The sequence below is a fragment of the Nocardioides xinjiangensis genome, from assembly GCF_017916385.1.
GTDB classification, from domain to species: Bacteria; Actinomycetota; Actinomycetes; order Propionibacteriales; family Nocardioidaceae; genus Nocardioides; species Nocardioides xinjiangensis.
The window spans coordinates 2,880,871-2,902,216 of sequence record NZ_JAFMSW010000001.1 but is presented as its reverse complement, the minus strand read 5'-3'; the positions used below and the strand labels follow the sequence as shown (position 1 = coordinate 2,902,216).

General features: G+C 74.2%; 21 protein-coding genes. 7 read left to right on the top strand and 14 right to left on the bottom strand.

Going from position 1 to position 21,346, the window contains the following annotated elements:
* Positions 1 to 30: 30 nt before the first annotated feature.
* Together J3P32_RS13655 and J3P32_RS13650 are read left to right on the top strand one after the other, a co-directional pair.
* The gene (locus J3P32_RS13655) at positions 31 to 1,350 is read left to right on the top strand and encodes a zinc-dependent metalloprotease (RefSeq protein ID WP_210440339.1); all 1,320 of its coding nucleotides are present in this window, start codon (positions 31 to 33) and stop codon (positions 1,348 to 1,350) included.
* Entirely contained in the window at positions 1,347 to 1,970 is a 624-nt protein-coding gene (locus J3P32_RS13650; protein ID WP_210440338.1) for an NUDIX hydrolase, read from the top strand. The genes J3P32_RS13655 and J3P32_RS13650 overlap by 4 nt, the downstream gene beginning before the upstream one ends.
* On the opposite strand, the gene J3P32_RS13645 is transcribed toward J3P32_RS13650, so the two are convergent.
* The 3 genes from J3P32_RS13645 to J3P32_RS13635 form a co-directional block, all read right to left on the bottom strand.
* Positions 1,895 to 2,458 (bottom strand): M48 metallopeptidase family protein, encoded by a 564-nt coding sequence (locus J3P32_RS13645; RefSeq protein ID WP_210440337.1) that lies wholly within the window; start codon positions 2,456 to 2,458, stop codon positions 1,895 to 1,897. The genes J3P32_RS13650 and J3P32_RS13645 overlap by 76 nt on opposite strands.
* A gap of 50 nt (positions 2,459 to 2,508) precedes the next feature.
* Positions 2,509 to 3,561: a PHP domain-containing protein gene (locus J3P32_RS13640; RefSeq protein ID WP_307807917.1), complete on the bottom strand. Its 1,053-nt coding sequence runs from the start codon at positions 3,559 to 3,561 to the stop codon at positions 2,509 to 2,511.
* 298 nt (positions 3,562 to 3,859) lie between these two features.
* Positions 3,860 to 4,666: an enoyl-CoA hydratase/isomerase family protein gene (locus tag J3P32_RS13635; RefSeq protein ID WP_210440336.1), complete on the bottom strand. Its 807-nt coding sequence runs from the start codon at positions 4,664 to 4,666 to the stop codon at positions 3,860 to 3,862.
* Positions 4,667 to 4,858: 192 nt separating this feature from the next.
* Between J3P32_RS13635 and J3P32_RS13630 the strand changes: the two genes are divergently transcribed.
* On the top strand, positions 4,859 to 5,017 hold the full coding sequence (locus tag J3P32_RS13630; protein ID WP_090969683.1) for a DUF5679 domain-containing protein: 159 nt from the start codon (positions 4,859 to 4,861) through the stop codon (positions 5,015 to 5,017).
* A 125-nt stretch (positions 5,018 to 5,142) separates the two neighbouring features.
* Positions 5,143 to 5,646: a hypothetical protein gene (locus tag J3P32_RS13625; protein WP_210440335.1), complete on the top strand. Its 504-nt coding sequence runs from the start codon at positions 5,143 to 5,145 to the stop codon at positions 5,644 to 5,646.
* A 16-nt stretch (positions 5,647 to 5,662) separates the two neighbouring features.
* On the opposite strand, the gene J3P32_RS13620 is transcribed toward J3P32_RS13625, so the two are convergent.
* The 5 genes from J3P32_RS13620 to J3P32_RS13600 form a co-directional block, all read right to left on the bottom strand.
* Positions 5,663 to 5,830 (bottom strand): hypothetical protein, encoded by a 168-nt coding sequence (locus J3P32_RS13620; RefSeq protein ID WP_210440334.1) that lies wholly within the window; start codon positions 5,828 to 5,830, stop codon positions 5,663 to 5,665.
* Positions 5,831 to 5,971: 141 nt separating this feature from the next.
* On the bottom strand, positions 5,972 to 6,166 hold the full coding sequence (locus J3P32_RS13615; RefSeq protein ID WP_210440333.1) for a hypothetical protein: 195 nt from the start codon (positions 6,164 to 6,166) through the stop codon (positions 5,972 to 5,974).
* A gap of 47 nt (positions 6,167 to 6,213) precedes the next feature.
* A complete protein-coding gene (locus J3P32_RS13610; protein WP_210440332.1) occupies positions 6,214 to 6,594 on the bottom strand; it encodes a WhiB family transcriptional regulator in 381 nt (126 codons plus the stop codon).
* A gap of 112 nt (positions 6,595 to 6,706) precedes the next feature.
* Positions 6,707 to 6,892 (bottom strand): hypothetical protein, encoded by a 186-nt coding sequence (locus J3P32_RS13605; RefSeq protein ID WP_210440331.1) that lies wholly within the window; start codon positions 6,890 to 6,892, stop codon positions 6,707 to 6,709.
* Between the two features lie 176 nt (positions 6,893 to 7,068).
* Entirely contained in the window at positions 7,069 to 9,108 is a 2,040-nt protein-coding gene (locus J3P32_RS13600; protein ID WP_307861698.1) for an ATP-dependent DNA helicase UvrD2, read from the bottom strand.
* Between the two features lie 86 nt (positions 9,109 to 9,194).
* On the opposite strand from J3P32_RS13600, the gene J3P32_RS13595 reads away from it, so the two are divergent.
* Together J3P32_RS13595 and J3P32_RS13590 are read left to right on the top strand one after the other, a co-directional pair.
* A complete protein-coding gene (locus J3P32_RS13595) occupies positions 9,195 to 9,437 on the top strand; it encodes a mycoredoxin (RefSeq protein ID WP_210440329.1) in 243 nt (80 codons plus the stop codon).
* Between the two features lie 48 nt (positions 9,438 to 9,485).
* Positions 9,486 to 9,941: a hypothetical protein gene (locus J3P32_RS13590; RefSeq protein ID WP_210440328.1), complete on the top strand. Its 456-nt coding sequence runs from the start codon at positions 9,486 to 9,488 to the stop codon at positions 9,939 to 9,941.
* Between the two features lie 16 nt (positions 9,942 to 9,957).
* Here the strand turns inward: J3P32_RS13590 and nudC are convergent, their stop codons facing one another.
* On the bottom strand, positions 9,958 to 10,881 hold the full coding sequence (nudC, locus tag J3P32_RS13585) for an NAD(+) diphosphatase (RefSeq protein WP_307861697.1): 924 nt from the start codon (positions 10,879 to 10,881) through the stop codon (positions 9,958 to 9,960).
* Between the two features lie 97 nt (positions 10,882 to 10,978).
* On the opposite strand from nudC, the gene deoD reads away from it, so the two are divergent.
* The gene (gene deoD / locus J3P32_RS13580) at positions 10,979 to 11,704 is read left to right on the top strand and encodes a purine-nucleoside phosphorylase (protein ID WP_210440327.1); all 726 of its coding nucleotides are present in this window, start codon (positions 10,979 to 10,981) and stop codon (positions 11,702 to 11,704) included.
* Between the two features lie 364 nt (positions 11,705 to 12,068).
* On the opposite strand, the gene J3P32_RS13575 is transcribed toward deoD, so the two are convergent.
* The 5 genes from J3P32_RS13575 to J3P32_RS13555 all read right to left on the bottom strand — a co-directional run bounded on the left by J3P32_RS13575 (position 12,069) and on the right by J3P32_RS13555 (position 21,272).
* Positions 12,069 to 15,314: an ATP-dependent DNA helicase gene (locus J3P32_RS13575; RefSeq protein ID WP_307861696.1), complete on the bottom strand. Its 3,246-nt coding sequence runs from the start codon at positions 15,312 to 15,314 to the stop codon at positions 12,069 to 12,071.
* A complete protein-coding gene (locus tag J3P32_RS18555; protein ID WP_307861695.1) occupies positions 15,311 to 18,544 on the bottom strand; it encodes an ATP-dependent helicase in 3,234 nt (1,077 codons plus the stop codon). Before J3P32_RS18555 ends, J3P32_RS13575 begins: the two co-directional genes overlap by 4 nt.
* Positions 18,545 to 18,631: 87 nt before the next feature.
* Positions 18,632 to 19,738: a barbiturase gene (gene bar, locus J3P32_RS13565; RefSeq protein WP_210440326.1), complete on the bottom strand. Its 1,107-nt coding sequence runs from the start codon at positions 19,736 to 19,738 to the stop codon at positions 18,632 to 18,634.
* Positions 19,739 to 19,749: 11 nt separating this feature from the next.
* Entirely contained in the window at positions 19,750 to 20,694 is a 945-nt protein-coding gene (locus J3P32_RS13560) for a carbamate kinase (RefSeq protein ID WP_210440325.1), read from the bottom strand.
* A gap of 107 nt (positions 20,695 to 20,801) precedes the next feature.
* On the bottom strand, positions 20,802 to 21,272 hold the full coding sequence (locus J3P32_RS13555) for a hypothetical protein (protein WP_210440324.1): 471 nt from the start codon (positions 21,270 to 21,272) through the stop codon (positions 20,802 to 20,804).
* Positions 21,273 to 21,346 lie beyond the last annotated feature (74 nt).

Sequence of the window (21,346 nt, the reverse complement as noted above, 5' to 3'; positions counted from 1 at the left end):
GGGCTGGGCGCGGTGGGTACCGTTGCGGGCATGAGTGACACCCCCGGAGGCCCGGGATCGTCCGGTCGGGATCCCGACGACAACCCGTTCAAGGGCACGCCGTTCGAGCAGATCTTCTCGCAGATGGGCGGGTTCGCCGGCGGCATGCCCGACCTCAACGCACTGATGGCGCAGATGCAGTCGCTCTTCGCCCCGCACGACGGTCCCGTCAACTGGGAGACCGTGACCGACCTCGCCCGCCGCGCCGCCGCGCAGGAGCCCGACCCGACGGTCACCACCGCCCAGTCCGCCGCCGTCGCCGACGCCGTGCGCCTCGCCGACCACTGGCTCGACACGACGACCGAGTTCCCGTCCGGCGTCACCACCACCGCGGCCTGGTCGCGCGCCGAGTGGATCGTGGAGACCGTCCCGGTGTGGAAGGTCCTCGTCGAGCCGATCGCCGGCTCCGCCACGCAGGCCCTCGGCCAGGCCATGCCCGAGGAGATGCGGCAGCTCGCCGGGCCGTTCATGGCGATGCTGGGCAAGGCCAGCGGCGCCATGGTGGCCTCGCAGGTCGGCAGCGGCCTGGGGGCGCTCGCCGGCGACGTGCTGAGCGCCTCCGACATCGGCCTGCCGCTGGGCCCGATCGGCCGGGCCGCGCTCCTGCCGACAAACGTCGCCGCCTTCGCGGCCGAGCTCCCCGACGTCACCGCGGACGACGTGCTCCTCTACCTCGCGCTGCGCGAGGCGGCGCACCAGCGCCTCTTCGCGGGCGTGCCGTGGCTGCGCGACCACCTCATCGGCGCGGTCGCCGAGTACGGCGCCGGCATGGACTTCGACACCTCCGGCATGGAGACCAAGCTGCGGGAGGTCGACCTGAGCGATCCGACCGCGATGCAGGACGCGCTGGCCGGCGGGCTGTTCGACCCCGAGCCCTCCCCGGCGCAGAAGGCCGCCCTGGAGAAGCTCGAGGTCACCCTCGCCCTCGTGGAGGGCTGGGTCGACGAGGTCGTCGGCCAGGCCACCGCGGAGCGGATGCCCGCGGCCGCCAAGCTGCAGGAGACCGTACGCCGCCGCCGCGCCGCGGGCGGACCGGCCGAGCAGACCTTCGCGACCCTCGTCGGGCTGGAGCTGCGGCCCCGCCGGCTGCGCGACGCCTCCACGCTCTGGGGCTCGCTGCGCACCCGTCAGGGCACCGAGGCGCGCGACGGCGTGTGGATGTCGCCGCACCTCCTGCCCACCGCCGCCGACCTCGACGACCCGCTGGGGTTCCGCGAGGACTCCGTCGCCCCGGGCGAGCTGTCCGACGACGAGTTCGACGCCGGCCTGCGCGAGCTCCTCGACGGCGGCGACCCGCGACCCGGCGAGTGAGCCCGGCCCTGCACGCCAGCGCCGTCGCGACGCTGACGGCGTGGGCACCGCCCTCCCCTGAACAGGCTGCCCTGCGCGAGCGCTACCTCGCCCACCTGGCCGCCCACGACGACGGGCTCGCCAAGGCGTGCTTCCCCGACCACCTCACCGCGGGCGCGATCGTGGTCTCCCCCGGCGCCGACGCGGTGCTGCTCAACCACCACCGCAAGGCCGACGCCTGGCTGGCCTTCGGCGGCCACCTCGAGCCCGGTGACGCCTCCCTCGCCGCCGGCGCCCGTCGCGAGCTGGTGGAGGAGTCCGGACTCGTCTCGTTCGACTTCGACCCCGAGCCGTTGTCGCTCGACGAGCACACGGTCGAGTTCTGCTCGGAGCGCGGCACCGTCCACCACCTCGACGTCCGGTTCCTCGCCGTCGCAGCGCCCACCGCCGCCCACGCCACGAGCGCGGAGTCGCTCGACGTGCGCTGGTGGCCGGCGGACGCGCTGCCGCCGACCTTCGACGACATGTACGTCCTCGTCGACGCCGCGCTGGCGCGGGTGCGCGGTCAGTGCCCGGGCTCGCCGGGCTCGCCAGATTCGACTCCGCCCGGTGGCGGCTCAAGGCGCGCCGCCGCGGAGTAGCCCTCCAGGTAGCCCTTCGCCTTCTCCGCCCGCGGGTAGCGGTCGACCCAGGCCCAGAACGCCGGCGTGTGCCCGGGCTCGAGCAGGTGCGCCAGCTCGTGCACGAGGACGTAGTCGACGACCCACCCCGGCACCTGCTGGAGGCGGTCGCTGAGCCGGATGGTGCGGTCGCCGGGCGTGCACGAGCCCCAGCGCGCGTTCTGGTTGGTCACCCAGCGCACCGAGGCCGGCACGGCGAGGCCGCCGAAGTAGAGGTCGTTCAGCTTGGCCGCCCGCGCCACCAGGTCGTCGTCGGAGCGCAGCCGGCGCTTCTCCTGCCGCTCGATGCGGGCCACCATGTCGGCGACCCAGGTCGCCTCGTCGCGCTCGCTCATCGTGGCCGGGATCAGCACGACGATGCGGTCGCCGTCGCGGTAGGCGGACACCGTGCGCCGGCGGCGGCGCGAGCGGCGCACCTCCACCTCGGGCGTACGGGTCCGGGTGCTCATGGGCCGAACCTAGCCGCCCCCGCCCACGCACGGGTGGCGAAACGCGCGGGTCACAGTCGCGCCGATGCCCACTCCAGCAGCCGGTCGCGCTCCCAGGTGGTCACGATCCGGTCGGGCTCGATGCCCACCTCGGCGGCCCGGGCGGCACCGTAGTCGAGCATGTCGAGCTGGCCCGGCGCGTGCGCGTCGCTGTCGATCGAGAACAGGCACCCGAGGTCGCGGGCCAGCTCGAGGAGCTCCGTCGGGGGGTCCCGGCGCTCGGGCCGGCTGTTGATCTCCACCGCGACGCCCTCCTCGGCGCAGGCGGTGAACACGGCCCGCGCGTCGAACTGGCTCTGCGGACGGACGCCCCGGCTGCCGGTCACCAGGCGGCCGGTGCAGTGGCCGAGCACGTTGGTGTGCGGGTTGCGGACCGCCGCGACCATGCGCCGGGTCATCTGGGGTGCGTCCATCCGGAGCTTGGAGTGCACCGAGGCCACCCGCACGTCGAGCCGTCGCAGCATGTCGGGCGTCTGGTCGAGCGAGCCGTCGTCGAGGATGTCGACCTCGATCCCCTTGAGGAGCGTGAAGCTGCCGCCCAGGTGCTCGTTGACCGCCTCCACCACGGCCAGCTGGCGGGTGAGCCGCTCGGCGCTGAGGCCGTTGGCCACCCGCAACCGCGGGCTGTGGTCGGTCAGCACGAGGTAGTCGTGCCCGAGCTCCATGGCGGTCATCGCCATCTCCTCCAGCGGCGAGCCCCCGTCGGACCAGTCCGAGTGCGAGTGCAGGTCCCCCCGCAGCCGGGCACGGAGCTCCTCACCGCCGTGGGCCAGCGGGCCGGCCGTGGCCTCCAGCCTGACCAGCCGCTCGGGGACGACGCCGTTGCAGGCGTCGGTGATCACGGCGGCGGTGCTCGGTCCGATGCCGGCCAGCTCGGTGAGCGTGCCCTCCGCGGCGCGCCGGCGTACCTCGTCCTCGGGAAGCGGCAGGATCGTGCGGGCGGCCTTGCGGAACGCCTCGATCCGGCGGGTCTCCTCGCGCTGGCGCTCCATGAGGAACGCGATGCGCCGCAGCGTGGCGACGGGTCCGCGTGCGGGCTGGACGTCGCCGCCGTCTTCGCTCACGTTCTTCTCCTCCACAGGGCCTGCGGTGCCGAAGCCGCTGGTCACCGGCACAGTACGGCGCGGGGCCGGCGATGTCGCCCACAGGGTCCTCCCCACGGCCGACCGCGTCCTCCACGGCCCCCGGGATGCCGTCCCCACAGCATCCACAGGTCTGTCCACAGGGGTGGACACTGCTGTGTTGACCGCCCGCGGGCACGGCCCTAGCGTTGCGCAGCAGACGGGCCCCGCGGTCCCTCGACGCCGGCAGGGGAAGGCAGGCGTGGTCGGCTGCGGGGCCCTTCTTCCGCGCCGCGGCGGATCAGCGGCCGCGGAAGCGCGGCGGGCGCTTCTCCCTCGCCGCCCGGATGCCCTCCTGCAGGTCGGCGGTCGCGAGCGTGACCGGCTGGGCGAGCGCCTCCCACTGCAGGGCGGACTCGAGGTCGGCGTGCCCGCCGCCGGCGAGGGCCACCTTGGTCAGCCGCGCCGCGATCGGGGCGGTCGCGGCGACGTCGGACGCCGTCGCGAGCACCTTCTCGAGGAACGACCCGGCTCCGAGCACCCGGGAGACCAGCCCGAGCCGCAGCGCCTCGTCGGCGTCGACCACCCGGCCGGTGAGCAGCAGATCGCGCGCGTGCGCCGGCCCGACGACGTCGGGCAGCAGGTAGGTGCCCGCCATGCCGGCGTGCATCCCCAGCCTGGTGAACGGCACGCCGAGCCGCGCCCCCTCGGCGGCGTAGCGGATGTCGCAGGCCAGCGCCAGGCACAGGCCGGCGCCGATCGCGGGCCCGTTGACCGCGGCGATCGTGGGCACCTCCAGCCGGCGGAGCGAGAGCCAGGCGCGGTAGAACGGCAGCATCCGCGAGCGGAGGTGGTCGACCCCGGCGTCGGGCTCGCTGGCGATCCAGGAGGTGTCCCCGCCGGAGCAGAAGGCGCTGCCCTCGCCGGTGACGACGACCGCGCGGACCGACCGGTCGGCGGCGAGCGCGTCGACGGCGGCGACCCAGGAGGAGGTCATCTCCTCGCTCATCGCGTTGCGCATGTCGGGGTTGTCGAGCGTGAGCAGGGCGACCCCCTCGGAGGGCCGCTCGAGGCGCAGGTGGACGAGGTCCGGCGGGGTCTCTGGCATGCGCCGAGGGTACTGATGGCGCTGAGCGTAGGAGCAGGCGGATTCACGCTCAGCGCGTGTGGTGCGTGAGCGTGCGCCACGCGTGGCGTAGGGTCTCCGACGGAGCACCGGCGACCGCCGGCGCTCCCCGGCGGGCTTCCCCTTCGACAACCCCGTCGCGACGACCACGAAGAAACAAGCAAGGAGGCCGTCATGGCGGAGACCTGGAGCGGCGAGTTCTACTGCGTCAAGTGCAAGGAGAAGCGCGAGGCGGAGGGCGAGATCAAGGTCAACGACAAGGGCACCAAGATGGCCAAGGGCGTCTGCCCGGTCTGCGGCACCAACTTGAACCGGATCCTCGGCAAGGCGTGAGCCTCACCCCGTGAGCTGATCCGCGGCGGCGTCACCCATCGGGTGGCGCCGCCGCTGCTTTCCCGCCGGCCGCGTCCCCTGTGGACGACGCCCCGGCCGACCGGGGCGCGTGGCAGCCTCGGCTCATGACCGGCTCCGCCCCTTCCGCCCCGCTGCGCGCGCAGCTCGACTGCCCGGACGTGTGGCACCGGCCCGTGGTCGGCGCGCTGGCCGCCGCCGGGGTCGTGGTGGACGACGCCGCGGCCGTCGGCGTCGCGGTGACGCCGGGCCGCCTCGTCTCCGCGAGGATCGACGACTGGAGCGTCGCCTCGCTGCCCCACCTGCTCGTCGCCGTGCGTCCCTGGGCCGTCGAGGTCGGCCCCTGGGCCGCACCCGGGATCGGGCCGTGCGCACGGTGCGTGGCCGCGGCCGTGCTCGACGAGGGCGACCGCACCTGCACGGACCACCTGCCGCCCCCACTGCTGGCCCTCGCCGCCGGCGCCGCCGCCCGCGACCTGGTGGCGTGGGGCCGGGGCGAGCCGCCGCACTCGTGGCTCACGTCGTGGCGCCACGACCACGAGCCGCTGCCCACCGCCCGCCGCTGGCAGCGGCACCCCTACTGCGGGTGTGCGTGGTTCGACCTCGGGTGAGCCGTCCCGGACGGGGTCACCACCACTCGCTGTCGAGCTTGCTCTCCATCGCGCGCAGGTGGCTGCGCGAGCAGGTGTCGCAGAAGGACCGCCTCCGGCCGTTCTCGACCGCCGTCGTCCACGTCAGGGTCTCGGCCTCGGGTGCCTGCGTGCCGCAGAAGTCGCACGTCACGGGCTCGCTCACGCCTCGAAGGCTACTCCTGACGACCGGTTGGGCCGCGCGCCGAAATCGACACGAGCCGGTACGTCGCCACCGTGACGACGTACCGGCTCGTGCTGTGCTCACCCGCGATCAGGGCGAGAGCCTCCCCCAGAGGGGGATCGATCAGATCGCGCGGGCGAGTGCGAGACGCGCCTGCTGCGCGGCCTGCTCGGCCTTGCGGCTCATCCGACGGGCCAGGGCCAGCTGGTGGCCGCGTCGCAGTTCGTGCGCCTCTCCCAGGCGCGCGGACATTTGCGCGCGTGCGAGTTCTTCGTGCATGAGATTCATGTCGGTGCTTCCGTTCCGGTAGGTCTTCATCGATGTTTTCCTGTGTTTCCTCGGTGGAGTCGGGTTCGCGGTGGCGCCTACGCGGCTGCCCCGTCCTTCTGGTCCTGGCTGGCCTGTACGGCGACCTGCTCGGACTTGCGGGGCCGGCCTCGCGGCCGCTTGCGCGGGATCACCACGCCCTGGAGGAAGAGCTCGCCTCCCCAGACGCCCCACGGCTCACGCCGCTCGAGGGCTCCGTCGAGGCACAGCGCCTGCACGGGGCAGTCGGTGCAGAGGGCCTTGGCGTGCTCCACGTCCGCGGGGGACTCGGCAAACCACAGCTCTGCGTCGTTGACGCGGCAGGGCAGCAACTCCTCATCCACCTCGGCAGCTGCGTCGTGCAGGGCTCCGAGCGGGGCCTGGGGCTCCAGCTCGGGCGTGACGTCGGCAGCTCGGCGGTCGAGAACGCTGATGGTCATGTGTTCACCTCCTCCTCGTTGACCTGATCGCGGGTGTGACGGACAAACAGAAAGGCCGCGGATCCCGGGTTCGGGTTCCGCGGCCTGGAGGCTGCCGGTGCGAGGTTGTGACCTAGCTCGACGGACTCCAGGCGGGAGAACCCGGGAAATCGCCCTTGACGCGCACGATGGCGGCGGCGTCGCCCTGGACAGCCACCACGCCGGCGCCGAGGGCGCGCGTGTACGCGCAGGGGCGGCCGAGGGTGGACATGCCGAAGGACGGCGTCCACGCCGTCATCGTCATCGTGTTGTTCTCCATGGGGGCCACCTCCTTCGGGGCATCGGGCGCGGATCGTTGTCAGCGATCCCAGTGCGCGGGTCGTGAGTGGAACGTTAGACCCCGGCGTACGTCAGGGGCAAACGATTTAGTGGCCATTACATGAAAAAACTTCTGCAGAGCGCCGGACGGCCGCCTGCACGCCCGGTCCGGACCCCTCAACTGGTCTGGACCGCCACGAGGGCGAGCACCTCGTCGCCGTACTTGGCGATCTTGCTCGGGCCCACGCCGCTGATCGCGCGCAGCGCCTTCACGTCGGAGGGCACGTGCTCGGCGATGAGCTGCAGCGTCGCGTCGGTGAACACCACGAACGCCGGCACGCTGTCCTCGGCGGCTCGCGCCAGGCGCCACTCGCGCAGCCGCTCGAAGAGCGCCTCGTCGTAGGACGCCGGGCAGCCCGCGCACCGGGCGGTCTTCTTCTCCTGCGCCGTCGACAGCGCCCTGCCGCACTCGCGGCAGTGCAGGGCCGAGCGGTTGCGCCTGCTGCGCTCGCGGCGCTGCCCGGCCACGCCGGGCGCGCCGTCGAGCAGCGGCGCGAGGAAGGGGGAGCTGCCGCGCGTGGAGCGGCCGCCGGGCTCGCGAGCCGTGGCCCAGGAGACGGCGAGCTCGTCGCGGGCCCGGGTCATCGCGACGTAGAGCAGCCGGCGCTCCTCCTCGACCTCCGCCGGGGTCTGCGCCTGCGAGATCGGCATCATCTTCTCGTGCATGCCGGCCACGAAGACGGCGTCCCACTCCAGGCCCTTGGCCGAGTGGATGGTGGCCACGGTGACCGCGTCGGCGACCGGGGCGTGCTGCTCGCTCGCACGTCGGTCGAGGTCGTCGACGAGGTCTCCGAGGCCTGCGTCGGGTCGCTCACGACCGAAGTCCGCGGCGAGGTCGACCAGCGCCTGCAGCGACTCCCAGCGGTTGCGGACCTCTCCCCTGCCCTCGGGCGGGTCGCTGCTGTGCCCCATCTGGGACAGGACGGCCACGACCGCGTCGGCCACCGGTCCGTCGGCCTCCCCGCTGCGCGCCGCGCCTCGCACCAGCGTGATCGCCTGACGCACCTCCGGGCGGTCGAAGAAGCGCGCCGCCCCGCGGACGACGTAGGGGATGCCGCGCGCGGCGAGCGCCTCCTCGAAGCGCTCGGACTGCGCGTTGATGCGCAGCAGGACGGCCATCCGGCTGGCCGGCGTCCCCCCGGCCCGCAGCGCCGCCACGCGGTCGGCGACGGCCTCCGCCTCGGCCACCTCGTCGCTCGCCTCGCGGTAGCTGATGGCGGCACCGGAGGGCCGCTGCGCGACGAGGTCGACACCCTTGCTCGGGGTGCCGGCGAGCAGCTCGTTGGCGGCCGCCACGACCTGGGGCGTGGAGCGGTAGTTGCGGACCAGCTCGACGCTCGTGGCCGACGGGAACCGCTGCGTGAACTCGCGGAGGTAGCGGGCGTCGGCGCCGGCGAAGGAGTAGATCGTCTGGGCGGGGTCGCCGACCACGCAGAGCTCGTCGCGCCCGCCCAGCCAGAGGTCGAGCAGGGCGTGCTGCAGCGGTGAGACGTCCTGGAACTCGTCGACGACGAACCACTTGTACTGGCGGCGCACCTGGGCCGCGACCGCCTCGTTGTCGGCGAGCAGCCCGGCGCCGAGGAGGAGCACGTCCTCCATGTCCATCCGGCCCTGGCCGCGCTTGACCTCCTCGTAGGCCTCGAAGGCGCGCGCCACCACCTCCGGCTCCAGGCCGGACACCGCCCGGCCACGGGCCCGGGCGATCGCCGCGTAGGTGTCGGGAGCGACGTTGGAGACCTTGGCCCACTCGATCTCGCTGGCGAGGTCGCGCAGCGTCGCCTGGTCGACGCCGAGCCGCTGGCGGCGCGCGGCGAGGGCCAGCATGCCGAGCTTGGACTCCACGAGCTCGGGGAGGTCGCGGTGGTGGACCCGCGGCCAGAAGAACCGCAGCTGGCGCAGGGCGGCCGAGTGGAACGTCCGCGCCTGCACGCCCGGCGCGCCCAGGGCCCGGAGGCGCTCGCGCATCTCGCCGGCCGCGCGGGTGGTGAACGACAGGGCCAGCACCTCGGTCGGCGCGTAGACCCCCTGCGCCACGCCGTGGGCGATGCGGTGCGTGATCGCGCGGGTCTTGCCGGTGCCCGCGCCGGCGAGCACGCGGACCGGCCCGCGCAGCGCCTCGGCGACCTGTCGCTGCTCGGGGTCGAGCGCTTCGAGCAACGGAACAACTCCTGCGAGGTCGTGGTTGACAGGGGTGGGAACCACCCGTTCCATCACCCTAGACGCCGGAGGGGACACTCCATCCCATGACCTTCACGATGTTCACCACGCCCTGGTGCGGCTACTGCCACCGCCTCAAGAGCCAGCTCGACCGCGAGGGCATCGAGTTCTCGATCGTCGACATCGAGCAGCAGCCCGACGCGGCGCTCACCGTCGAGCAGGCCAACGGCGGCAACCAGACCGTGCCGACGCTGCTCTTCACCGACGGCAGCACGCTCACCAACCCCTCCGTGGCGCAGGTCAAGGAGAAGCTGGCGGCTCTCGCGTGAGCACCGCCCGAGCGGGACGCCACGCCGGACCGGGGTTAGCCTGACGTCGTGTCACTGCTGAACTCGATCGACCGCGACCACGTCCTCACCGCGATGGAGACCTGGGACGCGGCAGGTGGCGCCAACTACATGCTCGTGCGCGGCGGCGTCTCGACGCACGTGCTGGTGCACCACGGCAGGGAGTACGACGCCGCGGCGATCGCCGGCATCGCGCATGGTCTCGCGACGGGCCGCACGCTCACTCCTGCCGACATCCCCGGCGGCGGCGCCGGTGCCAGCAAGGCGCTGACCCGTCTGGGGTTCGACATCCGCGACGACTCGCCCCCGAGCACCCGCGTGCCGGGCACCCGCGCGAGCACGCCGCGTACGACGTCGGCTCGCGGCACCGGGACGCCGCGGCCGTCGCGGCCGTCGCGGGTGGCGGCCACCGACAAGCCCGTCGACCTCTGCCCGCGCTGCTTCATCGCCCTGCCCGCGACAGGTGTCTGCGACACCTGCGACTGACGCCGCAGGACCCCGCTCAGCCCCAGCCGGGGCCGTCGAGTGGGCGGCCGAACCAGCTCTCGATGAGCGAGGACGAGATCGAGACGCCCCGCGGCACGAGCAGCTCGCCTGCGCGGGCGGCGGCGTCGAAGTCGGTGCGCGTCCACCAGCGCGCCTCCTCGATCTCGGCGCCGTCGACGTCGATCTCGGTGGTCACGGCCCGGCCGGTGAACCCGAGCATGAGGCTCGCGGGCAGCGGCCAGGGCTGGCTGCCGAAGTAGGTCACCTCGCCCACCGTGACCCCGACCTCCTCGGCGACCTCGCGCCGCACGGCGTCCTCGAGCGTCTCCCCCGGCTCGCAGAAGCCGGCCAGTGTCGACCACCGCCCGGCCGGCCAGGCGACGTTGCGGCCCAGCAGGATCGCCTCGTCGTCCCCCTCGCCATGGGTGATCGCCATGATGACGGCGGGGTCGGTGCGCGGGAACTGGGCGCGGTCGCACTGCGTGCACCGCAGCTCGTGGCCGGCGGCCCGGCTGACCAGCGTCCCACCGCAGCGCGGGCAGAAGCGGGTGGCGTGGTGCCACTCCGCCAGGCCGATCGCGTGCATGAGCAACGGCGCCTGCCCGGTCGCGTCTTGGGCCAGCAGCGGGAGCACCGCGCGCAGCGGCACCCACTCGTCGGCGCTGCCGGGAGCGTCGGCGGGGTCGACCACCACCGCCACGTGCACGACGCCGTCGCGGTCGCCGAGGAGCACCAGCGTGCCCTCGGGCGCCTCCTGCGGTGCTGTCCACTGCACGCTGCCCTCGACCGGGCGCAGCCGGTTGCCGGCCACGACCAGCACGCGCGTCGCCGGGTCCGACATGCGCTCGGCGAGCCACGCCTCGTCGGTCCGGCGCAGCCCCATGCGGTTGTGTGCGTGGGCCGAGAGGGCGACGTGCGGCAGGGGGCGCTGGGCGGTCACGCCGTCAGGCTAGCCCCGGCTCCCGCGACCGCCGCCCGGACGCCCCACGGGGTCGCCGCGACCGGCGGGGACCGCGTCACTGCCTAGGCTGGGCGCCGTGAGCACCCACATCGGCGCCCAGCCGGGCGACATCGCCCCCACCGTCCTGCTCCCCGGCGACCCCCTGCGAGCGAAGTGGATCGCCGAGACCTTCCTCGACGAGGCCCGCTGCTACAGCGAGGTCCGCGGGATGTACGGCTACACGGGCACCTGGAACGGTCATCCCGTGTCGGTGCAGGGCTCGGGGATGGGCCAGCCGTCGATGTCGATCTACGTCAACGAGCTGTTCACCGACTACGACGTGCAGTCGATCGTGCGGGTGGGCTCGTGCGGCGCCGTCACGGAGGCCGTCGGGGTGCGCGACCTCGTCATCGCCTCCGGCGCGTGCACGGACTCCTCCATGAACCGGATCACCTTCCACGGCATCGACTACGCACCGGTGGCCGACTTCGGCCTGTTGCGGCGGGCGGTCGAGGCCGCGGAGGCACGGGAGGGCGGGTCGCCGTTCCACGTCGGCCTCATCTTCTCCAGCGACTCCTTCTACCCGACGCGCCCCGAGCTCCTCGGCGAGATGGTGGGCTACGGCGTGCTCGCCGTCGAGATGGAGGCCAGCGCGCTCTACACCCTCGCCGCGAAGCACGGCCGCCGCTCGCTCGCGATCTGCACGGTCTCGGACCACATCGTCACGGGCGAGGAGACGACGGCGCAGGAGCGGGAGCAGACCTTCGGCGAGATGGTCGAGATCGCGCTGACGGCCGCGTTCGGGTCCCCGGGCGGTGCGTGAGGCAGCTTTCGAGGCGCGGGAACCTGCCCCACTCACCGCTGCCGGGGCGGCGACCGCACGGGCGGTGCGTGAGGCAGCTTTCGAGGCGCTAGAACCTGCCCCACTCACCGCTCCCGGGGCGGCGACCGCACGGGCGGTGCGTGAGGCAGCTTTTCGAGCGTCAGAACCTGCCTCACACACCGCTCCCCGGGCGGTCAACGTACGGGCGGTGCGTGACGCAGCCTTTCGAGCGCCAGAACCTGCCTCACTCACCGCTCTCGGGCGGTGACGCAGCTTCTCAAGCGCCAGAACCTGCACCACACACCGCTGCCGGGCCCCCCGGGCATACGCCCGCGCCCATACGCCCGTACGCGCGACCCCGGGGTCAGAGGTCGGAGAGCAGGCGCTCGAGGCCGTCGCGGTCGGGCAGGTCGGCGGGCTCGACCGTACGGCCGGACCGCACGTAGTGGAACACGGCACGCACCCGGTCCAGCGGCGTCCCGGTGAGCTCCGACCAGGCGAGCCGGTAGAGGGCCAGCTGGAGCGGGTCGGCGGTCTCGTGGCGGTTGGTCTTCCAGTCGACGAGCAGGAACCCGCCGTCGGGCTCGGCGTAGACGGCGTCGATCCGGCCGCGCACCACCTGGCCGCCCAGGACCAGCGCGAACGGCGCCTCCACGGCGTGGGGCGCGCGGTCGCCGAACGGTCCGTCCTCGAACCGCTTGACCACTTCTCCGAGGTCGGCCTCGTCGTCGATGCCTGCGTCGGCGCGGCCGGGGAGCTCGTCGGGCTCGATGAGCGCCTGCTGGCCGAAGCGCTCCTCGACCCACGCGTGGAAGGCGGTGCCGAAGCGCGCCGCCGGCGCGGGTGGTCTGGGCATCGGCCGAGCGAGCTCGCGGGCGAACGCTGCGGGGTCGTCGCGCAGCCTGGCCAGCGAGGTCACCGAGAGGCTGCTCGGCAGCGGCAGGTCGACCGTCGTCGCGCGCTCGGCCCGCGCCTCGGCGAGGAGCTGCGCCAGGTCGTCGTCCCACTCGGCCACCCGGGCGGCCTCCACCATGTCGAGGCCCTCGTCGGGGGCGGTGCGGTCGACGGACCGGACGAGCTCGGCTGCCGCGAGCCGCCGGCGAGCCTCCTCCCCCGGGCCGGGGACGGGCCAGGGGCGGGAGGTGTCGACGTCGTCGTTGGGGTTCGGCGACCTGGGCGGCGGCTTCTCCAGCCAGCGCTCGACCGGCCGACCCCACTCCTCGAGCTGCTCGCGCACCACCCGCTGGTAGTCGGAGGGCCCGAACGGCGTGGAGCGCTGGCCCCAGACGTACGACGTCACGCACAGGTGGTGAGCCGCCCGGGTGAAGGCGACGTAGCCGAGCCGCAGCTCCTCCTCGGCGTCGTGGGCCTTGGTGGCGGCGCGGTAGGCGTCGAGCGCGGCCTTGTCGTGGCCCTGCAGCTGCGGCTGGTCGGCGCGGTCGCCGCGGAGCGGCGCGGGCAGGACCGCGGGCGAGGAGGTCCAGAGCGTGCGGGACCTGTTGCTGGGGAAGCGGGTCTCCCCCACCCCGACGCAGAAGACCGACGACCACTCCAGGCCCTTGGCACGGTGGACCGTCAGCAGCTTGACGGAGTCGGCGGCGGTCGGGGTCGCCACGTCGAGGCCGTTGCCCTGGTCGTCCTCCGCGGTGAGGTAGGCGAGCAGCGCCGGGAGCGTGACGTCGCCGTCGACGGACTGGAACTCCGCGACGGCCTTGACGAAGAGGTCGAGGTTGTCGCGTCGGGCCGCCGCGGCCGGCGAGGTCGCCGAGGCCAGCTCGACGTCGACGCCGGTCGTGTCGATGATGCGGCGCACCACGTCGAGCAGCGGGTCGCCGACGTGGCCGCGCAGGCGGCGGAGCTCCGCCGCCAGCAGCGCGACTCGGTCGCGCGCCTCGGGCGAGTACGCCGCCTCCCCCGGCGACTCGAGCGCGTCGCTGAGTGCCGGGAGCTCGGAGGCGTCGATGCCGTCGGCGATCTGGAGCAGCTGGTCGGCGATGGTCGCCGTCGCCGCACGACCGCGGACGCCGGCGACCTCGGCGGCGCGCTCGGCCAGCAGGCGCAGGTCGCGCGGCCCGATCGCCCACCGCGGTCCGGTGAGCAACGTGAGCATCGCGGCGTTGGCGGTGACGTCGTGCAGCAGCGTCAGGGTGGCGACGACCTCGGCCACCTCGGGCAGCCGGATGAGGCCGGACAGGCCGACGATCTCCACCGGGACCCCGGCCGCGGTGAGCGCGTCGTAGACCTCCTCGGCCTGCGCGTTGTCGCGGCTGAGCACCCCGATGTCGGACCAGGCGGTGCCGTCGTCGTGGACCCGCCGGACCTCCGTGGCCAGCCATGCGAGCTCGTCGACGGAGCGCTCGAACACGTGCGCCTCGACGCGGCCCTCGGCGGCCCCGTCAGCCGCCCGCAGCCGGGCCACCTTGTCGCCGTAGGCGGCCAGCAGCGGCTCGGCGAGCCGGTTGGCCACGTCGAGGATGCGGCAGTCGGACCGCCGGTTGACGGTGAGCGGCAGCCGGCCCGGCTCGCCGTCGGGGACCGGGAAGGTCTCGGCGAAGTTGAGGATGTTCGACACCGAGGCACCGCGCCAGCCGTAGATCGCCTGGTTGGGGTCGCCGACGGCCATCACCGGGTGGCCGAGCCCGTGGTCGACGTCGGGACCCGAGAACAGCCGGGCCAGCATCGTGGCCTGCGCGACCGAGGTGTCCTGGTACTCGTCGAGCAGGACCACCTTGAAGCGCCTGCGCTCAAGCTCGCCGACCTCCGGCTGGTCGTCCACCAGCCGCGCAGCGAGCGCGATCTGGTCGCCGAAGTCCATCAGGCCGAGGTCGGCCTTGAGCGTGCGGTAGCCCGTGACCAGCTGGAGCAGCTCGGCCCTCCGGTCGATGGCGTTGATCGCCTTCGCCGGTCCCTCGAGGTAGGTCTTGCGGGCCTTGCCGGCCAGCTCCTCCTCGATGGCGCGCTCGAACCCGCGGCGCGCCTCCCCGTCGACGCGGCGTACGTCGTCGGCGTCCACGAGGTGCTCGCTCATCGCGCCGTCGAGGGCGAGGAGGTTCTGGATGGCGGTCGCCGGGTGGTCGGTGAGCAGCTCGATGCGGCCGGTGAACCGCTCGATGACGCGGGCGCCGAGCTGGTAGCGGGAGGCGTCGGAGACCACGCGGGTGTCCGGCTCGTGGCCGATGCGGAGGCCGTGGTCGGTGAGCAGCGTCGCGGCGTAGGCGTGGTAGGTCGCCACGGTCGGCTCCAGCACGTCCTCGCCCTCGGCGACCACCGAGCGGTCCAGCAGCCCGGCGGCGCCGAGGGCGGTCGTGACACGGTGGCGCAGCTCGGCGGCGGCCTTGGTGGTGAACGTGAGCCCCAGGACCTCCTCGGGACGCACCTTGCCGGTCGCGACCAGCCACACGACCCGCTGCGCCATGAGGGTGGTCTTGCCGCTGCCGGCGCCTGCGACGACCACCGTGGGCCGCAGCGGCGCGGTGATGGCGGCCCACTGCTCGTCGCTGGGGGCGTGGCCGCCCATCAGGGCCTGGAGGTTCCGGGGCGAGTCGAGCCGCACCGGCGGGCTCCCGGGAGCCGGGGAGGCGGGAGTCGGGGAGGTGGGAGCCTGGGTCACTGGACGGTCACGCTCCCTGCGCCCTTGGCCGGGCAGATGGGGACGAAGGGGCACTCGCGGCAGTGGGCGCCCGCGGTCGCCGGGAAGGTCTCGGCCCGCACCAGGTCGGCCGCCCGGGCGAGGGCGGTGCGCAGCACGGTGCGCTCGGGCCCGCCGTCGGCGTGCGGCGGCTGCGCCTGCACCTTGGCGCGCGCGGAGTCGTCGTCGATGCCGAGCTGCACGAGCTCCGCGCCCCCGGAGGCGACGGCCCGGCCGGCCGCCTCGTCGAGCGCGCCGGTGTCGACGGCGTACTGGTAGAGGGCGAGCTGGAGGTTGCCGGCCACGGCGGGACCGGTGGGCGCGCTGCGGGCGCTCTTGAAGTCCACGACGACGACGCGACCGGCGTCGTCGATCTCGAGGCGGTCGGCGAACCCGGTGAGCAGCACCGGGCGCCCGTCGACGTCGACCGTGCTCTGGAAGCGCTGCTCGGCGCCGAGGACGGCGCGGGGGTTGTCGAGGTGCCACTGCACGAAGCGCGCCACCGCCTTGCGGATCCGGGCGAGCTCGCGCTGGCGCGACCACGGGGTGCGGAACGCCAGCCGGTCCCAGACGGCCTCGACCTCCGCCATGAGCGGCTCGACCTCCGCGGCGAGCTCGCCGACCGCGACCCGTTCGGCGAGGGCGTGCAGCACCTGGCCGAGGTTGGCCGACTGGTGGACCGCCGAGACGCCGCCGGCCTCCCGCTCGAAGAACCACTGGGCCGGGCAGACCAGGATCGACTCGAGCATGCTGGCCGAGACCGGCACCGGCCGGTCGGGATCGCGGATCGGCGCCACGGACCGCGTGGCGCTGCGGGTGCCCCACCAGGTGGACGGGTCGGCGGCAGGCACCAGCTGGCGGCCGTCGACCTCCTCGGCCGCGAGGGCGGCGAGGCGTCGCGCCGCGGCCTCGCGGAGCGCGGGTGACACGGCAGGGTCGGCAGCGGTGCGACGCAGCTCGGCCACGAGGCCCCCGAGGGACAGCGGACGCGGCGGGCGCCCGTCCTGGTGGTCGATCGTGACCCCGAGCTCCTCGAGGAAGCGCGAGGGCTGCTCGCCGTCGTCCTCGCGCGAGCGCACGGCGGCCACGACGAGGCGTCGCCGCGCCCGGGTGCAGGCGACGTAGAACAGGCGTCGCTCCTCCATCAGCAGCGCCCGGGTGGTGACGGGCGGGACGAGGTCGGGGTGCCCGGTCGCGTCGACGCCGATGCGGTCGGCGCCGAGCAGCGTCGTGCGGCGGCGCAGGTCGGGCCAGCCCTCCTGCTGCACGTGCGCGACGACGACGAGGTCCCACTCCAGGCCCTTGGAGCGGTGCGCCGTGAGCAGCCGCACGGCGGCGCCGCGCACGCCCTGCTCGGCGAGCGTGTCGGCCGGCAGCTGCTGGGCCACCACGCTGGCGAAGAAGGTCGCGACCCCGACGTGGTCGCGCTGGTCGACGGCGCGGGACGCGAGGTCGAACAGGGCCACGACCGCGTCGAGGTCGCGGTGCGCCCGGCGCGCTCCCGCGCCCCCTGCCTCGACCTGCCGCCGGAGCCGCTGGGGCCAGGCCGTCGACGACCACAGGTGCCAGAGCACGTCCTCCACGCCGGCTTGCTCCGCCAGCATCCGCGCGCCACCGCGCAGCAGGTCCGCCAGCGCGGCGGCGCGCTGCACGTCTGGACCGTCGAGCCCGTCGAGGAAGCCCGGCTCCACGACCGCCAGCCGCAGCAGCTCGCGGGAGGTCCGTCGGGCCGCGGCGTCGGGCACCTCCTTCTCGCGGGCGCGCAGGCGGCGCACGAGTGCGCGGAGGTCGGACGCGTCGAGGCCGCCGAGCGGCGAGAGGAGCAGTGACTCGATGCGGCCGGGGTCGAGGTGGTCGGGCGAGTCGGGGTCGTCGTTGTCGAGGTTGACCACCGCCCGCAGGGCGTCGAGCAGCGGCAGCACCGCCGGGTCGCGCGCCAGGGGCAGGTCGTCGGACGCGACCTCGACGGGGACCCCGGCGGCGGCCAGGGCGCGCCGCAGGGGCGGGATGCTGGTGCGTCCCGACCTGACCAGCACGGCCATCCGGTCCCAGGCGATGCCGTCCTCGAGGTGCGCGCGGCGGAGGAGGTCGGCGAGCCGCTCGGCCTCGGCGCGCTCGGTGTCGTAGGTGACGACCTCCACGCGGCCGGGACCCTGCGGCCCCGGGACGGCCTCGGGCGCGAGGAACGCGTCACGGGCGGCGGCGTCGATGCTGCCGGTCAGGGTGAGCCGCTGGGCCACCCGCCCCGCGGCGAGGAGGATCCGGGGACCGAACCGTCGGGTGCGCTGCAGGACCACGACCGGGGCGGGGGCACCGGAGGCGGTGGGGAAGCTCGCGGGGAAGTCGAGGATGCCGCGCACGTCGGCGCCGCGGAAGCCGTAGATCGACTGGTGCGGGTCGCCGACGACCGTGAGGTCGCGGCCGTCGCCGGCGAGGGCGCGCAGCAGCGCGACCTGGCCGGGATCGGTGTCCTGGTACTCGTCGACGAAGACGTGGCGCCACCGGGCGCGGAGCTCGTCGCGGTGGGCCTCCGCCTCGATGACCGCGCGGCGGATCAGGTCGGAGTAGTCGGTGGCGCCGAGGTTGTCCAGGACCGTGAGGTACTGCTCGAGGAACAGTCCCGCGGCGACCAGCTCGGGCAGGTCGTGCTCGATGCCGAGCGCGCGCAGCCCGGCCGGGTCGAGTCCCTTCTCCCGCGCCCGCGCCAGGACGGCCTGCACCTCGCGGACGAAGCCGCGGGTGCCGGCCGCCCGCCGCAGGGGCTCGGGCCACACCACCGACTCGGGGTTGTCGCGGAGCAGCTCGCGCAGCACCACGTCGGCCTCGGGAGCCGACAGCAGCCGGATGGCCCCCTCGTAGAGCTCGGCGGGGGCGTACTTGCGCACGAGCGCGTAGGCGAAGGAGTGGAACGTCGAGCAGGACGCCGCCGACGTCGTGCGCGCGACGCGCGCGGTGACCCGGTCGCGCAGCTGCTCGGCGGCCTTGCGCGAGAACGTCAGGGCGAGCACCGAGTCGGGCGAGGCCCCGCGTCGCTCGATGCGGTCGACGATCGCCTCGACCAGCGTGGTGGTCTTGCCGGTGCCCGGACCGGCGAGCACGAGGAGCGGGCCGCCCTCGTGGTCCACCACGCGCCGCTGGTGCTCGTCGAGCTCGGGCACCACGACCTCGCGGTCGGGGCGCACGAGCCGGTAGCGGACGGTCGGGGTGCTCACGGTGACACCCCATCACGAGGGACCGACAGTGTCCCGCCGGTCCCGCGCAGCGGCGGGCGCGTGTCGGGTCGGTCCCGCTGGCCCCGATCAGCCTAGGTCGACGATCGCGGCGACCGGACCGCCGCCCTCGGGACCCTGGTGGGCGGCGGAGACGGAGACGAACACGGCCGGGTCGCCGGTGACGGCCGCGGTGACGCCGCCGACGCACGCCTTGATCTGGCGGTGCCAGTGGACGTCGGAGTCGTCGAGCATCGCGTTGCGCCGGCCGCGGACCATGCCGTCCTGGCTGGCCTCGCACTTGAGGAAGACGTTGACGAGCCTGCCGTCGAGGTCGCTGGTGCGCGGGCGCTCGGGCAGGTCGAGGCCGGCTGAGCCGATGGCCTCCCAGATGCCGTCGGCGTCGAGGGCGTCCTTCATCACCGAGTGGCCGATGCGGTAGCGGCCACCCACTCCCGTGGCGTTGCCCACGACGACGATCTGCGCCTGGTCGAGCTCGACGCCGGAGGAGCACGAGGCCACCGAGGAGTACAGGTCGCGGTCGTGCATGACGTCGGCGTCGGTCGGCATCTCGATCTCGCCGAGCGCGACGGCGATACCGAGGCCGGTGACGCCGTTGGAGAGGTCCATCGACTCGTGGGTGTGCTCGGTCCACACCTTCTTCCCCCGGGACTTGGCGTCGCGGATGGTGTGGATGGTCAGCAGCGGCGTCTTGGTCTGCACGTAGTGCACGTCGGCCGGGTCGGTGATGCCGGCGCGCTCCATCGCCACCTTCACCCCGGCGGCGACCTTCTCGATCATCGCGGTGTAGCCGATCTCCTCGGGGAGGATCGGCTCGCTCATGGCGAAGCCGGCGGTGAGCCGCATCTCCTGGCGCGACGGGTCGTCCTCGGGGACGTCGGTGGTCGCGAAGATCGTCGCGTGGGGGCTGATCACGCCGTCGGTGCCGCCCGACCACACGATCGGCACGCCCTTGACCTGCTCGGGATCCGCCCCCTTGGCCACGAGCGCCTCGCGGAAGGCCCGGTCGGCGATGATCCGCGTGTAGTCGTTGACGCCACCGTTGCCCTCGGTCTTGCCGATGATGGCGAACACCCGGTCGGCGGCGATGACCCCGTCGTCGATGAGCTTCGTCAGCTCGGAGGCGTCGGCGACCGAGTGGATCGGGACCTTGCGGACTTCGATGGCGCTGGGCATGGCGGTTCCTTTCAGGATGCTTCCACGGGGAGTACGACGGTGCCGGCGTCGCCGGTGACCGCCGCGGTGATCTGGTCGAGGCTGGTGATCACGCCGGTGCCGCCGGTGGCCTCGACGAAGCGGCACACCGCGTCGACCTTGGGGCCCATCGACCCGGACGCGAAGTGCCCCTCGGCGGCGTGCGCCCGCATTCGGTCGACGGTGAGGCGGCCGAGCGGCTCCGCGTCGGGCTCGCCCCAGCGGATCACCGCGTGCGGCACGTCGGTGGCGACGACGAGCACGTCGGCGCCGGTCGTGCGGGCGAGCAGCGCGGCGCCGAGGTCCTTGTCGATGACCGCCTCGACGCCGGCGAGCGAGCCGTCCGGGCGGCGTACGTGCGGGATGCCGCCACCGCCGTTGGCGATCACCACGAAGCCCGCCTCGATGAGGGCGAGCACGGCGGGGGCGTCGACGATCTCGCGCGGCTCGGGGGACGCGACGACGCGGCGCCAGCCCTTCTCGCCGCGGTCCTCCCAGGTCTCGCCGTGGCCGACGAGCACCTTCGCCTCGGCCTCGGTGAGGTGGCGCCCGATCGGCTTGGTGGGTCGGGTGAAGCCCTCGTCGTCGGCGTCGACGACGGTGCGGGTGACCAGCGCGGCGCTGCGCCGGTCGAGCCCGCGCGCGGCCGTCTCCCGGTCGAGCGCGTCCATCAGGACGAAGCCGAGCGTGGCCTGCGTCTGCGCCCCGCACCAGTCCAGCGGCACGGGCGGAACGACGCCGGCGGCGAGCTCGTTCTTCACGAGCAGGTTGCCGACCTGCGGGCCGTTGCCGTGGGTGACCACGACCTCGTGGTCGTGCTCGAGGAGGCCGGCGACGGCCGCCATGGCGACCTGCGCGGCGGCGATCTGGTCCTCCGGGCGCGCCCGCCCGTCGGCGTTCGTCATGGCGTTGCCGCCCAGCGCGAGCAGGACCCTCATGCGGCGACCCTAGTGATCGTGCGCGGGGTCCCCCACCGGCAACAGTTGTCAGTGGCTGCGCCCGCTGAGCGCAGGTGTTGCCAAGGGGTGGGCGTCGAGCCGCAGGCTCAGCCCAGCGCCGCCCCGCACTCGGCGAGGGCCGCGCGCATGGCGGTCCGCCAGCCGTCCGGGTCCCTCGCGTGACCGGCGGCGTGGGCGGCCTCGAGGGCTGCGTCGAGGTCGCCGAGCGCGGCGTCGGACTCGGCCGCCCGCCCGGACTCGATGATCGCCCAGTCGAGCAGGAGCACGGAGGCGGCATAGCGCGCCCTCCTCCGCTCCTGTCCCGACTCCGCCGCCTCGCCGGCCCTGGTGGTCAGCTCGCAGGCCGCCTCGGCGTGCTGGCGGGCCTCGGTGCCCGGCCGGGTCTCGCCCTCCTCGGTCTGCACCGCCACCAGGGCGAGCGCACACAGGGTCGCGGCGGTGACGAGCGCCGCGGCCAGCACCACGAGGTGCCTGCTCCTGCGGACCGGGGGGCCGGACGCGGCGGTGCGCCTGCTCGGGTCGCCGCTGCGTCGTGCAGCGCCTCTGGACGAGCTCACGGTGGGGCCTCTCTCGGGACCGCGTGGGTCGATGGGCGGGACGATCGGCCGGCGCGTCGTGGAGCCGCTGGCCG